We start from the raw sequence: 13,728 nt of genomic DNA, 5'->3' as shown, positions 1-13,728 counted from the left end.
GATGTTGAGCATCGGTAAGCCCCAGGGGTAGCCATGAAAAGAATTTTCGCTGCAGTCGCCTTCATGATCAGCGCATTTGTCCACGCGGCCAGCCCATATCCAGAAAAATCGATAACCATCGTTAATCCGTTCGGCGCGGGCACGGCCTCGGATACTGTTATTCGCGCCTTGGGAAATCGTCTGGGCTCGGCGCTGAACGTGCCCGTTGTCGTCGAAAACCGTCCGGGTGCAAATGGGATTGTCGGCACGTTGCGGGGTGTGCGGGCGCCGAATGACGGCTATACGATATTCGTCACCACCGGGACCACCGTGTCGCAGAATCCCTGGCTGTTCAAGGACATTAATTATGATCCGATGACCGACTTTGTTGGCATCGCAGTGCTGGGTGGATTTCCTCTGTCTATTGTGGTGCCGCCACAAAGCCCATATCGCGATTTCAAGGAATTAATGCAGGCGATCCACACGAGCACGCAAGGTATCACCTATGCGACGGCTTACGGCATGCAGACCGTGTGCGGGGAACTGCTTGGCAAGGCTGCGAAGGGCAAGGTGCTCGGCATTCCCTATAAATCGACGCTGCCAGCCGTGCTGGACGTGACGGCAGGGCGGGTTGCCTTCGCATGCGGCGAGACGGCAACCACGCTGAGCGCCTTGCAAGGCCGGACACTGCGGGCGCTCGCGGTCATCAATCCTGCCGGATCGAAATACATACCCGGCGTGCCGTCGGTCCAGGAGAGCCTCCCCGATTTTCCGATCATGCAATCCTGGATCGGTCTCGCAGCGCCTCGCGGGATAGATTCGAAGAAGGTGGAACTGCCGTCCAGGGAGATATACAAGATTGCGTCGGATCCTGCGTTTGCAGACTCCCTCTCGGGGCTGGGCTACGCGTCGACGCCGATGGATGCGGCTGCCACTGCCCAGTTCATGAAGAGCGATTTTTCGAGATGGAGAGACCTGATCAAACATGTCGGAATCCAGCCTCAATAACCATTGCATGGACGTAGATTCAAAAAAATGAAGGACAAGGTCATCGACGGTAGCCGCGCGTCGGCGCGTATCAGGGAGCAATTGAAGGAACGCGTGGCCTGCCTGCGCGCCAGAAACATAAGACCGGGCCTGGCGGTGCTCCTGGTCGGCGAAGATCCGGCTTCGCAGGTATATGTGCGTAATAAGGTGGCGGCCTGCGAGCAAGTGGGGATTCACTCCGTCACGGAGCGCTATCCCTCTGCCTGGACGGAGAATCAACTGCTCGACCGGATTGCCTCGCTTAATGGCGATCCTGCCATCAATGGCATTCTGGTGCAGTTGCCCTTGCCGCCGCATATGAGCGCGCACCGCGTCATCGAAGCAATATCGCCGCTCAAGGACGTCGACGGTTTCCATATCAGCAACGCAGGCCTGCTCATGACAGGGAAGCCGCAATTCCAGCCCTGCACCCCTTATGGGGTAATGAAACTTCTGGAATCCGAAGGGGTATCGCTGCGCGGCGCCGAAGCGGTAATTGTCGGCGCCAGCAATATCGTCGGAAAACCTATGGCGATGTTGCTGCTGGCGGCCGGGGCGACCGTGACGATATGCAATTCGAAGACACGCGATCTGGCCGGGCAGGCTCGCCGGGCCGACGTGCTGATTGTCGCCGCCGGCCGGGCCGGGATTGTCGATGGATCGATGATCAAGCCCGGCGCAGTTGTCATCGATGTCGGCATCAACCGTGGTCCAGACGGCCGCCTGTGCGGAGATGTCGACTATGGCTCGGCTGCCAAGGTCGCAGGCGCGATCACGCCGGTGCCGGGCGGAGTGGGACCGATGACCATTGCAATGCTGCTTGCCAATACCGTCGAGGCGGCGGAACGATCGGCTATCTGAGCCGCTTACATCAAGGCCGATAGCGTTCGATAGGTTTTCTCATCGATGTGCATGCCGTCGCGCTCGGACGCCGCGCGGTTCGCATAGCGCCGGTCCGACGGCAGCCTGGTCTGGCCGGCCGCGTTCAGCATTTCGCAAAGAAGCTGCGTTCGATCGGAGAAATCGCCGCCAGCGGATTTGCTCGCGTCTATCAGGATCACCGTTTGGCCTGCCCTGGACGTCTGAGCGCCGGGGTGGGAGCTTTGGTCTATTTCCGACGAGAATGCGCCGTCCGTGAGTGCAGCGCTCAGTAGCTCGACCATCATGGCCAGGGCCGATCCCTTGTGCGCGCCAAAAGGCAGCAGGCTGCCGCCGGCGATGATCGCCTCGGGGCTCGTGGTGGGTTGGCCTTGCGCGTCCAGGCCATACCCCTGCGGCAGCGACTCGCCGTGCTGGGCGGCCAGGCGGATCTCTCCGAACGCGACAGCGCTGGTGGCCAGATCGAACACGAGCGGGGAGTGGCCCTTCCGAGGCGCGGCAAATGCAAGGGGATTGGTGCCATAGACGGGCGTATTCCCCCCGAACGGCGCCATCCTGGCAACCGCATTCACGGTGGTGATGGCGATGAAGCCCGCTTCGGCAAATGGCTCCACATCCAGCCACAAGGCGCCGAAGTGATGCGAGTTCCGTATCGCCGCCAACGCAATACCGTTCTTCGACGCGCGTTCCATCAAGAGGGCTCTGGCCGCGGCAAGCGCGGGTTGCGCGAAGCCGTTGCGGGCGTCCACGCGCAGAAAACCGCCAGCCACCGCGTCGATGACGGGTTCCGCATGGCCGTCGACATACCCGCTTTTGAGCGAGTCGACGTATCCCGGAACGCGAAAGAGGCCGTGGCTACGGGCGCCGTCGCGGTCGGCACGGGCGACCGTGTCGGCCAGAATGTGCGCCACTGTAGCCGATGTGCCGTTTTTCTCGAAGATCGAGGCCAGCAGCATCTTCAAGTCGTCGAATGCGATGGTCCTGCTTTCAGTGTCCTTGCCGGGATTCGCTGTCATTCGATACCCTCGCTTGAGATGTCTGGTTGACGCCGTGCTCCGGTCGTCTTCGAATGCCCGGCGATTCCCGGCCATTCGCCCATCATTGCATGCCGATCCAGGGATGGATGGATATAGGCCAGGCGTGCAAGGCACTCTTCCTTGAGTACGGACACGGTGATGTCGAACGTGTCCTTGATAAGCGAGTCGAATTTGCCGCCTCTGGCGAGCAGATAAATCGACCTGGAGTCTCCGCTCGACTGCAGGAAACCTATCCCGACCCGTTTGGCGTGCTCCTGCGCCTGCAGCAGGCACAGTGGTGTGGTCAGCGCCCACCCCAGTCCGCCGGCAACCATCGAGGTCAGCGTGTCGGCGGTGTCCACCTCGAGAAACTGTGGAATCTCCAGATCCGCGCGCCGCAGCACGGTTTCGGCCTGTCGGCCCAGGTGGGACTGGCTGCGATACCGGATCATGGGAAGCTGTGCGCTGAGCAGCGCCAGGTTCGTGTTCTCGCGGTCCGCGACCTCCAGGCCAGGCGAGAATATCACCACGAACTGTTCGGTCAATACCCGATAGCGAACCAGGCCATTTTCACGATGCATGGGCTCGCTGGTGATGGCCAGGTCGACCCGGCGATCGATCAGCGCGGCGCCTACGTCGAAAGACAAGCCCGTCTGCAGTTTCAGCTGGGCTACTCTCGGCATTAACTGCTTGATAATGGACGTGCCACAGGTGGTGGCGACGGAGTCCACAAGACCCAAACGGATGGCGGGCCTGACGCCATGCCCCGCCTCAAGCACCGCGCCCTTCAGATTCAATGCGGCCGAAACCAGCTGCTCGCCGCGTTCATACAATACATAGCCGGCGCTGGTGAGCGTCAGCGGCCGGCGGTTGCGATCAAGCAGCTTGATGCCGAATTGTTCCTCGAGTTGTCCGATCGCTTGCGACACGGCCGATTGCGTCAGGCCGAGTTTCGATGCCGCGATGGACATGTTTTGGTCCTTTGCAGCGGCGAGGAATATTCTCAGAGCCTGCATGTCGATGATCTTCGGCGCTGTCATGGCTGGACGCCCTTCGCAGGACAAGGCTTCGTGGGAAGTCGAGAATAGCGTCGCGTCCCGGGCCTGTCTATCCGTAGACCTCCGTAAAGTGGCGCAGCCAGTTACCGCCGATGATGCCGGCCACCTCTTTCTCGGCATAACCCCGATCGAACAGGCCTTGCGTCAGGTTCGGCAGTTGTTTGATGCTGGCGATGCCGAGCGGATAATCCTGAAGATGGAATTCCTCGACGGTGCCGAATATGTCGGGACGCCGGGTGCGCCACAGGCGGCTGGCAGCGGGCATGGTCGATCTATCGCTTTTATAGGCTTCGACGAAATCGAGCCCGAATCCAACGTGGGCGGCATCGATGGTTTTCACCCAGTGGTCGGCATGATCGAGCAGTTCGTTCAACGTCGCATTTTCCGGGTGTACTGTCTTGGGCAACCCGCAGATACCCATGATTCCGCCCTTGGCGCGTATGGCGCGCGCCGTCTCGTCCGTCGTGTTGCGGTCGTTGGGATTGAGGGCATAGGAATTGGAGTGGGTGCACACCGGAAAGCGCGACCTCGCCACCGTTTCTTCCCGTGAACGGTGTCCGACGTGGGACAGATCCAGTATCAAGCCGAGATCGTTGCAGGCGTCGATCAGCTCGATTCCGGCGAAGCTCAAACCCGCGTTCCGGCTCTCGCCGCATCCGTCGGCGAACATGGTGGGCCCCGTATATGCCAGTCCGAAATAGCGCATGCCCAACCGGTGCATGGTGCGCAGGCGATGGAATTCGAGGTCGACCATCGCGGAACCCTGCGTTCCGATAATGACTGCGAGCTTGCCCTGCTTATTCGCGGCGTCGATTTCCTGCCGGTTGGTGGCCAATGCCAGATAAGGGCTGCGCTCGATTTTTTCCAGGCCGGAATCGAAATCGCGCAACACGATATCCCACGGCTGTTCAGTGCCGAACGTGACATTCGTGGCATTAACCCCGGCCGCCAGGCAGTTCTCGGCCCAGGGGTCGTCGATAACGTAGTACATGGACAGGCAGTCGAACACGAAACTGTCTTGCGTGAAACGTGTTGCCATGTCTGTCGCGCTCGGAACCACGATTTTCTTGTGCACGTTGCATCCAGTTTGGTTGTGCGGCCACCCCTGCGGCTGCTGGTTTAGTATCCGGGACCCGGGTGGCGCTGACCAGCCGCATGGTCGATTCTTCTTCAAAGTATAAGTGCTGCTAATGCAGGAACCGCCGCAGGGCTGGGTGCGGCCCATGCGCCGGATCCGGGCATGCCGTTCGGCGCAACAATTAACGCAGCTTATGTTCCTTCATGGTTTCTCTCATGAGTATTGCGCTGAGGCATCGGCTCGGTGGTTAATGGCAACGATCAACCAAGGGCCTGCAAATGCGATATTCATTTCCCAATCTGGTTCGCAATTCATTATCCGGGCATCGACGCTGGCCCAAGGCCTGGCGCGATCCAGGCCCCAAGCCTCATTACGACGTCATCGTCGTCGGCGGGGGCGGGCACGGGTTGGCCACCGCATACTACCTGGCGAAAAATCATGGTATTCGCAAGGTCGCCATCATCGAAAAGGGATGGCTGGGCGGCGGAAATACCGGCCGGAATACTACGCTGATTCGTTCGAATTACCTGCTTGCGGGGAATTCCCGGTTTTACGAATGGTCGATGAAGCTCTGGGAAACCATGAGCCAGGAGCTGAACTACAACGTCATGTTCAGCCAGCGGGGGGTGCTGAACCTGGCGCACAACGATGCGCAGCGGGACGCCTTCATGCGTCGCGGAAATGCCATGCGCCTGAATGGCATCGATGCGCAATGGCTGACGCGAGAGCAGATCGAGCGGCGGGTTCCCCTGCTCGATTGCGGGCCGGGCGCCCGCTACCCCGTGGAGGGGGGCTTGCTGCAGCCGCGCGGCGGGGTGGCGCGCCACGACGCCGTTGCGTGGGGCTATGCGCGCGCCGCGGACTCGCTCGGCGTCGACATCATCCAGAACTGCGAATGCACGGGCATCGACATTCGAAACGGGAAGGTGGTTGGAATCGTGACCTCGCGCGGGCGTATCGCCGCGGATCGCGTCGGGATCGCTGTCGCTGGCCATACTTCGCAGCTGGCCCAGATGGCTGGCATTGATCTTCCGATTGAAAGCCATGTCCTGCAGGCCTTTGTGAGCGAACCCGTCAAGCCTGTCCTGGACACGGTCGTCACCTATGGAGCCGGCCACTTCTACGTCAGCCAGTCCGACAAGGGCGAGCTCGTGATGGGCGGCGATCTCGACTTCTACAACAGTTATTCGCAGCAGGGCAATCTGCCGATTCTGCAGCATGCCGTCGAGTGCGCCATGCAGATGTTCCCCTTCATCAGCCGGCTGCGGATGATGCGCCACTGGGGCGGCGTCATGGACATGACGATGGACGGTTCTCCCATCATTTCGAAGACGCCCGTCGACAACTTCTACATCAATGGCGGGTGGTGCTATGGGGGGTTCAAGGCGACGCCTGCTTCGGGCTGGGTATTCGCGCACACCATGGCCAACGACACGCCGCACGAGTTGAACGAGTGTTTCGACATGCGCCGGTTCGAGTCTGGCCGGCTGTTAAACGAAAAGGGCGCGGGTCCTCGCCCGAACCTTCACTGAGCAGACCGCAATGTTGAGACTAGATTGCCCGTTTTGCGGGGTTCGCAGCCACACGGAATTTTCCTATCTCGGCGATGCGACGAAGACTCGCCCGGCTGACGACGCGCCCATTGAAAGCTGGCTGGATTTCGTCTACATCCGCCGCAATCCGAAAGGACGGCACGAGGAATACTGGCAGCATGTTCTGGGTTGCCGCGCATGGGTGCGAGTCACGCGCGACACACTCACGCATGCCATCGAGAACGTCGACCTGACGGCGCCGATCGAGGAGCCTGCAAAATGACGCAGCAATATAGGTTGAATCATGGCGGATTGGTCGACCGTCGTCGCCCGCTGACATTCCGGTTCGACGGCATTCAGTATCAGGGCTACCACGGCGACACGCTTGCCTCGGCGCTGCTGGCAAACGGCGTGCATCTGGTCGGCCGGAGTTTCAAGTATCACCGGCCACGCGGCATCTATACCGCAGGCGTCGAGGAAATGAATGCGCTGGTCGACGTCCTGAAGGAGGGCCAGGCCGACCCGAACACCAGGGCGACGGTGGTGGAGCTGGAGGATGGCATCGAAGTGTCGAGCCAGAACCGCTGGCCGTCGCTGCGCTTCGATGTGCGCTCCTTCCATGGCATGATTTCCCGGCTCATCCCTGCAGGCTTCTACTACAAGACCTTCATGTGGCCGGCGAAGTTCTGGCCGAAGTACGAACATATGATTCGTCACGCGGCCGGCCTGGGGCGCGCGCCGCTGGTTCGGGATCGGGACCGCTACGAGAAGCAGCACGCTTACTGCGATGTGCTGGTCGTGGGCGCCGGCCCTGCGGGGCTCGCCGCTGCGCGATCGGCCTGCCAGGCCGGCCTGCGCGTGCTGCTGGTCGACGAGAAGAGCCGCGTGGGCGGGACGCTGCCCGGGTCGAACACCGAGATCGAGGGCGTGGCAGGCGCCAAGTGGGCGACTGCGGTGGAGCGCGAACTGCGTGAATCCGGCCACGCCAGCGTCATGCTGAGAACAACGGCCTTCGGGTATTACGACCACGACACGGTAGCACTGGCCCAGCAGTGCGACACCCCGACCAATCCCCACGGCGCCACGCAACGGCTCTGGTACGTGCATGCAAAGCAGGTAGTGCTGGCGGCCGGCGCCATCGAGCGGCCTTGCGTCTTTGCCAACAACGACCTACCGGGCGTCATGCTCGCAAGCGCCGCCCGGACCTATTGCAACGAGTTCGGGGTGGCGGTCGGGCGACGCGTTCTGGTGCTGGCCAACAACGATTCGGCCTACGAGGCGGCCTTGGACCTGAAGCGTGCCGGTATCGACATCGTCGGCGTGGTGGATCAGAGGGAGGCGGTCAGCGCGAGCCTGTCCGAGACGCTGGCAAGCCTGCGCATCCCGCATCATCGCGGCTCGACGATCAAGAAGGCGACGGGACGTCACCGGGTTCGTTGCGCCGTCATTGTCGATCAGTCCGGACTGCGCCAAACCGTCCGTTGCGACGCGATACTGGTCTCCGGCGGTTGGACGCCCAGCGTCCATCTCCATTCGCAGTCGGGCGGAAAGGTCGGCTACGACGCGGACCTGAGCACATTCGTTCCCACGAGCACCAAGCAGCACAGCCTGTCGATCGGGGCGTGCGCGGGTCGTCTGCAGCTGTCGGAATGCCTGGCGGACGGCGCGTCCATTTGCGCGCAGATGGATGGAGAAGCGCAAGGGCGCGGGCATCCGGCCACGCCCCCCAAGGCAGAGAAGCTGGTCATTCCGCCTCCCCACCTGGGCTACCGCGCCGGCAAACGTTTCATCGACATACAGGATGACGTGACGGTCGAAGACATCGAGCTGGCCGCCAGAGAGAACTTCCGGTCGGTGGAGCACCTGAAGCGGTACACCACGCTTGGAATGGGAACCGACCAGGGCAAGACGAGCAACGTCAACGGGCTCACCATCATGGGCGCTCTGCGCTCGGAGTCGCCTGGCGCCGTGGGCACGACGACCTTTCGTCCGCCGTACACTCCGATCCGGTTGGGGCTGCTGTCCGGCAGGCATATCGACAGGCATTTCAGTGCGGTTCGCGTCAGCCCGATGCATGAATGGCATGTGCGCAATGGCGCGGTGATGGGACCGGCGAATCTCTGGCTGAGGCCGAAGGCATACCTGCGTGGCAACGAGTCCTATGCGCAGGCGTGGCAGCGCGAATGCAGGAATGTCCGCCAGGACGTGGGTATCGTGGACGTATCCACGCTCGGCAAGATCGAGGTCCAGGGCCCGGACGCAGGCGTCTTCCTGGATCGGGTGTATGCCAATCGGATAAGCACGCTGAAGGTCGGCAAGGCGCGGTATGGCGTGCTGCTCAGAGAGGACGGAATCGTCTTCGACGACGGCACCATCGCCCGCTGGGGAGAGCGGCTGTTCATCCTGTCGACGACGACGGCCAACGCGGCGGCCGTGATGTCTCACTTCGAGTTTCTGTTGGCGACCGCATGGCCCACGTTGCGGGTCCGGGTTACCTCCGTGACGGATCACTACGCCCAGATTGCGTTGGCGGGGCCCAAGAGCCGTGAGGTGCTGGAGCGCCTGCAGATTTCGGCCGACGTGACGGATTCGGCGCTTCCTCATATGGCGGTGTGCGAAACCGTCTGGAACGGCCTGAAGCTGTTGATCTATCGGGTCAGCTTTTCGGGGGAGCGGGCGTATGAGCTTGCGATCGCCGCGGCATACGGCCAAAGGCTGTGGGACCAGCTTCTGGCAGTGGGCGCTCCATTTTCCATCATGCCCTACGGGACCGAGGCCATGGGCGCGCTGCGAATCGAGAAGGGGCATCCCGCCGGTCCGGAACTGGACGGCCGTACGACCGCCGCCGACCTTGGGCTGGGTGGGCTCGTGAAAAAGGAGGGGGCTTTCGTGGGCAAGGCGCTGCTGGGCCGCGAGGGACTGCAGGCCGCCGATCGGCCGACGTTGGTGGGCTTGCGCAGCAAGTCCGGCGCCGCGATCCAGTCCGGGTCCATGCTGGTTCTCCGTGCCGAAGTCGGCGCCCAGGAACTGGGCTGGGTGGCTTCCGCCACCTACAGTCCCACGCTGGGCCAGCACATCGCGCTGGGTTTCCTGGTGAACGGCGCAAACGCGCTGGGACGGTCCGTGCTGGCATGGTCTGCGCTGACCTCGTCGCAGGTGGAGGTCGAAGTGGTCAACCCATGCTTCGTCGATATCGAACGGGAGCGTCTCCTTGGATAACTCGCACACGCACTTCGGGCCGGCCAGCGCCATCCCTCAAGTGACTTCGCCTGCCGCAATCAAACTTGGCGCCCAGGGCCTGGTGTTGACGGAGATGGCCGTGGCCAGCATTCAGCTTTCCGGCTTTGGCAGCGGTTCGGCGCTTGCCGCATGGATGGCGTCTGCGTTGAAAGTCGCGCCGCAACCGAACACGTTCGTTTCCGTGGCGGAAAGCCGCGTGGATATCGCAGCCATTGCGCCGGCAACCTGGCTGATGAGCGGCGTCGCCGCGGACCTCGACAGCATCGTCGCCTCCGCCCGCGTCGAACTGGAAGAGGTGGCGGCGATAACCGAGCTGTCCGATGGCAGAAACGTTTTCCTGCAACTTGAAGGCGAGCCGGCGGCAACGGTTCTGAGCAAGTACATCGATATCGATTTCGAAGGCGGCGCGCTTGCGCCCGGCCGGTGCGCGTCGACCGGGATCCACGACACGGCCGTGCTGGTCATCTGCCGCCGGCCCGACCTGTTTCAGATCGTCGTTCATCGCAGCCTGGCGCCCAGCCTGGCGGAAACGCTGGTGGATGGGGCTGCGGAGTTCGGCGTGAACGTTGAACGCTTGGGGGAATGAATGAAGCAGTATGTACTTCTTTTGAAATGCCTGGATCGACCCGGGATCGTGCATGAAATCTCCGGCGGTCTCTTTCAGGAGGGTTGCAACATCGAAGAGAGCGCTCAGTTCTCCGAGAGTGGAACCGCGGTGTTCTACATGCGCGTTCGTTTCTCCGCGCCCGACCGGGCATGCGTGCAAAAAATCGCGACGGCCTTGAAGCGCCTCTACAACGGCGACGAAGCGGGATTGGCGATCCATGACATGGACAAGCGCAGCCGCGTGCTGATCCTGGTGTCGAAGCACGGCCACTGCTTGAACGATCTGCTGTTCCGCCAGCGTAGCGGGCTGCTGAACATGGACGTGGCGGGGGTGGTCTCCAATCATCCCGATTTCAGGGAGCTGGCCGCCAGCTACGACATTCCGTTCCATCATTTCCCGGTCACGCCGCAAACCCGCGCCGAGCAGGAGGGTCGCATACTGGATCTGGTCGCATCGACGCAAAGCGACCTGGTCGTACTGGCACGGTACATGCAGATCCTGAGCGACCGGGCCAGCAATGCCCTGAGCGGTCGGGCCATCAACATCCATCATTCGTTCCTGCCCGGCTTCAAGGGCGCGCGGCCCTATTACCAGGCCTACGATCGCGGTGTGAAGCTGATCGGCGCCACCGCGCACTACGTCACGTCGGAGCTCGACGAGGGCCCGATCATCGAGCAGGACGTGGCCCGCGTAAGCCATTCGCTGGAGCCGCAGGCCCTGACGGACGTGGGAAGGGACGTCGAATGCATGACGTTGGCTCGGGCGGTCAAGTGGCATACCGAGCATCGAATCATTCTGAACGGAAGAAAGACGATCGTGTTTGCTTGAGCGGGACGCCTCGTCCAACACTATCAAGGAGATAAGTGTGAAAAGTAAAAACAGAAAGCTCTTTCTCAGCGGCGCAATTGGCCTGACGGCACTGCTGTCCTTTGGCCGGTCACAGGCCGCGGATGATTATCCGACGAAGCCGATCCGTATCGTTGTCAGCTATGCGCCAGGCGGAGGCACCGATGTCGCGGCCCGGATTTTCGCGACTCAGCTGAGTTCCAGGATCGGGCAGAGCGTCATTGTCGAGAATCGTCCGGGGGCCACAGGAAGAATCGGCACCACGTCCGTGGCCCAGGCGGCACCGGATGGCTACACGCTGCTGTTCGGCACTGCGGCCGAGCTGACCATCGCTTCGGTGACGGCAAAGTCCTTGCCGTATCGGCCAGCGGAGGACTTCGTTCCGATTTCCCTGGTGGGCTGGCTGCCCAACATGCTGGTGGCGTCCGCGAAGTTTCCACCGAATTCCGTGAAGGAATTGATTGCCTACGCCAAGGCACGTCCTGGTGCGGTCAACTACGGTTCGGGCGGAAACTACTCGCAGCCGCACCTGATCGGGCTGCGGTTCAATATTGCCGCCGGTATCGACACCGTCCACGTGCCCTACAAGGGCAGCGGCCCGATGATCACGGATCTTGCCGAGAGCCAGATCCAGTATTCGTTCTCGTCCCCCCAGCCCATGGTCGATCTCATCGGCGCCGGGAAGCTCAAGGCTCTGGCGGTGCTTTCGGACAAACGCCTCGACTCGATGCCCGACCTGCCGACGATGAGCGAAAGCGGTCTGCCGGGTTTCGTGGACAGCAACTGGCTTGCGCTGATGGCGCCGCGCGGTACGCCGCCAGCCGTCGTGGAAAAACTTCATCGCGCTTCCGTCGAATCGCTGCAGGCGCCAGCGCTGCTGGAAAGCTGGAAGCGGCTGTACATCGTGCCGTTTGGCAGCTCGCCGCAACAGCTCGCCCAGTTCATCGCCAGCGAAACCGAGAAGTATCGCGATCTGGCACGCAAGATCAACCTGCAGCCCGAATAGGCAAACATCTTGGACATGCAAGATACGGCCCCTGGGCAGGACCTGCGGATCGGCGAGGCGCTGGCCGACTGGACTGCCCGCCGGGCGCATCCGATCGGCCTGGGTACTTTGGCCCGGGCCAGGTGGGCCGTGGTCGATCTGCTGGGCTGCGCCATCGCGGGGCGCCGGGATGCCTCGGTCACCGCGTTGACGCGCTGCGCAAAATATTTGGGAACGGGGGATATCAGCGCGCTGGGAACGGCGCACTGTTATCCGGCGCCGGTTGCCGCGCTCATCGGCGGCACCAGCGCCCACGTGCTGGACTACGACGATACCGGGGCGACCTCGATCGCGCATGTAAGCGCCGTCGCGGTACCTGCCATTCTGGCGCTGGCCGAGCAGGAGCACCGCTCGCTCGATACCGTGCTGGAGGCGTTCGTCGTGGGTTTCGAGGTGACAACGCGGGTCGGCCGCATGCTCAATCCAGAGCATTACGCAGCGGGGTGGTACGCGACGGCGACCGCGGGGCTGCTCGGGGCGACAGCGGCGTGCGCGCGCCTCCTGAAACTGGACGCACGGCAGACTTTGGCCGCGCTCAGCATCGCCACCAACCTGGCGGGCGGGTCGCGGCGGCAAATCGGCTCGACCATGAAGGCGACTCAAGCGGGCATCGCCGCAAAGAACGCCGTACTTGCCGTACGCCTGGCGCAAGCGGGCACAGAAGGCAGCCAGGAACCCTTCCTCGGAGAGGGCGGATGGCTGTCGCTCATGGCCGCGCGCCATGGGCCGGGAGCGGGCGCGGCGGCGCTCGAGGGGCTGGGCTCGGATTATGCGCTGGACGCGCCCGAGCTCATCCAGAAGTTTTTCCCGTGCTGTGCCTCCGCCCACAAAACGCTTGATGCGATTGCCCAATTGATGGCCAGCGGCGAGCTCGACGCGCGCAATGTCGATCGTATCGATACCTGGCTGACGCCCGTGCAACGGCGGAATCTGCGCTTCGATCAACCCGTCGGCGCGATGCAGGCTCGCTTCAGCCTTCCCTATTGCGCGGCCAGGCTGCTGCATGGCGGCTCGCTCAGGTTGGGAGACTTCACGCCGCTGCGGGTCGCCGACCCGCAGCTTGCCGGCATCATGGCGCGGGTCTGTCTCCACGTCCAGGATGTCCCGCAAGGGCAGGCTATATCATCGGGAACGGAGATGACCGCTGCGCTTCGTACCCGCGTGACCTTGTGCGATGGCACCATACTGGAACGCGTAGTGGGTGCTCCCAAGGGCAGTGCGGACAATCCGATGACGCAGGCCGAACGTGTCGCCAAGTTCGTCGACTGTTGCGGGTACGCCGGGTTGGCCGTCGATGGCGGGAATGTCCTGGCACGCATCGACGTGATGTTCGACAGCAATGTCATCGCGCCGATGCTGCTTCGGTATCTGTCGGGCCTCCTGGCCGACGCCGGTTCATCTCATCTCGATTAGGCGGAATCA

The 13,728-nt window shown here is 62.4% G+C and carries 12 protein-coding genes; 9 read left to right on the top strand and 3 right to left on the bottom strand.

Annotated elements, in window-relative coordinates; all coding sequences use genetic code 11:
* Positions 1-33 precede the first annotated feature (33 nt).
* Positions 34-987 (top strand): Bug family tripartite tricarboxylate transporter substrate binding protein, encoded by a 954-nt coding sequence (locus LK409_RS15710; RefSeq protein ID WP_010929101.1) that lies wholly within the window; start codon positions 34-36, stop codon positions 985-987.
* Between the two features lie 27 nt (positions 988-1,014).
* On the top strand, positions 1,015-1,866 hold the full coding sequence (folD, locus tag LK409_RS15705) for a bifunctional methylenetetrahydrofolate dehydrogenase/methenyltetrahydrofolate cyclohydrolase FolD (protein ID WP_041937279.1): 852 nt from the start codon (positions 1,015-1,017) through the stop codon (positions 1,864-1,866).
* Positions 1,867-1,871: 5 nt separating this feature from the next.
* Here folD and LK409_RS15700 read toward each other — a convergent pair whose 3' ends face one another.
* The 3 genes from LK409_RS15700 to LK409_RS15690 form a co-directional block, all read right to left on the bottom strand.
* Positions 1,872-2,900 carry an Ldh family oxidoreductase gene (locus LK409_RS15700; RefSeq protein ID WP_010929099.1) on the bottom strand — a complete coding sequence of 343 codons (1,029 nt, stop codon included), beginning with the start codon at positions 2,898-2,900 and terminating at the stop codon, positions 1,872-1,874.
* Positions 2,897-3,940, bottom strand: coding sequence for a LysR family transcriptional regulator (locus LK409_RS15695; RefSeq protein ID WP_010929098.1), 1,044 nt, complete (start codon positions 3,938-3,940; stop codon positions 2,897-2,899). The genes LK409_RS15700 and LK409_RS15695 overlap by 4 nt, the downstream gene beginning before the upstream one ends.
* A 67-nt stretch (positions 3,941-4,007) precedes the next feature.
* Positions 4,008-5,033, bottom strand: a complete 1,026-nt coding sequence (locus LK409_RS15690) for a dipeptidase (RefSeq protein ID WP_041937278.1) — start codon at positions 5,031-5,033, stop codon at positions 4,008-4,010.
* 281 nt (positions 5,034-5,314) lie between these two features.
* On the opposite strand from LK409_RS15690, the gene LK409_RS15685 reads away from it, so the two are divergent.
* Genes LK409_RS15685 through LK409_RS15655 form a run of 7 tightly spaced genes read left to right on the top strand, consistent with a single transcriptional unit; the run spans position 5,315 to position 13,719 of the window.
* The gene (locus LK409_RS15685; RefSeq protein WP_010929096.1) at positions 5,315-6,568 is read left to right on the top strand and encodes a sarcosine oxidase subunit beta family protein; all 1,254 of its coding nucleotides are present in this window, start codon (positions 5,315-5,317) and stop codon (positions 6,566-6,568) included.
* Between the two features lie 10 nt (positions 6,569-6,578).
* On the top strand, positions 6,579-6,851 hold the full coding sequence (locus LK409_RS15680) for a sarcosine oxidase subunit delta (RefSeq protein ID WP_003821030.1): 273 nt from the start codon (positions 6,579-6,581) through the stop codon (positions 6,849-6,851).
* Positions 6,848-9,787, top strand: coding sequence for a sarcosine oxidase subunit alpha family protein (locus tag LK409_RS15675; protein ID WP_010929095.1), 2,940 nt, complete (start codon positions 6,848-6,850; stop codon positions 9,785-9,787). The genes LK409_RS15680 and LK409_RS15675 overlap by 4 nt, the downstream gene beginning before the upstream one ends.
* Entirely contained in the window at positions 9,780-10,394 is a 615-nt protein-coding gene (locus LK409_RS15670) for a sarcosine oxidase subunit gamma (protein ID WP_010929094.1), read from the top strand. The genes LK409_RS15675 and LK409_RS15670 overlap by 8 nt, the downstream gene beginning before the upstream one ends.
* Entirely contained in the window at positions 10,395-11,243 is an 849-nt protein-coding gene (purU, locus tag LK409_RS15665) for a formyltetrahydrofolate deformylase (protein WP_010929093.1), read from the top strand.
* A 37-nt stretch (positions 11,244-11,280) separates the two neighbouring features.
* The gene (locus LK409_RS15660; protein ID WP_033461539.1) at positions 11,281-12,267 is read left to right on the top strand and encodes a Bug family tripartite tricarboxylate transporter substrate binding protein; all 987 of its coding nucleotides are present in this window, start codon (positions 11,281-11,283) and stop codon (positions 12,265-12,267) included.
* 15 nt (positions 12,268-12,282) lie between these two features.
* Positions 12,283-13,719, top strand: coding sequence for an MmgE/PrpD family protein (locus LK409_RS15655; RefSeq protein ID WP_041937449.1), 1,437 nt, complete (start codon positions 12,283-12,285; stop codon positions 13,717-13,719).
* Positions 13,720-13,728 lie beyond the last annotated feature (9 nt).

Source organism: Bordetella parapertussis (genome assembly GCF_020735925.1).
Taxonomy (GTDB): domain Bacteria; phylum Pseudomonadota; class Gammaproteobacteria; order Burkholderiales; family Burkholderiaceae_B; genus Bordetella; species Bordetella pertussis.
The sequence above is the reverse complement of the archived record's forward strand: the minus strand, read 5'-3'. Positions and strand labels throughout refer to the sequence as shown.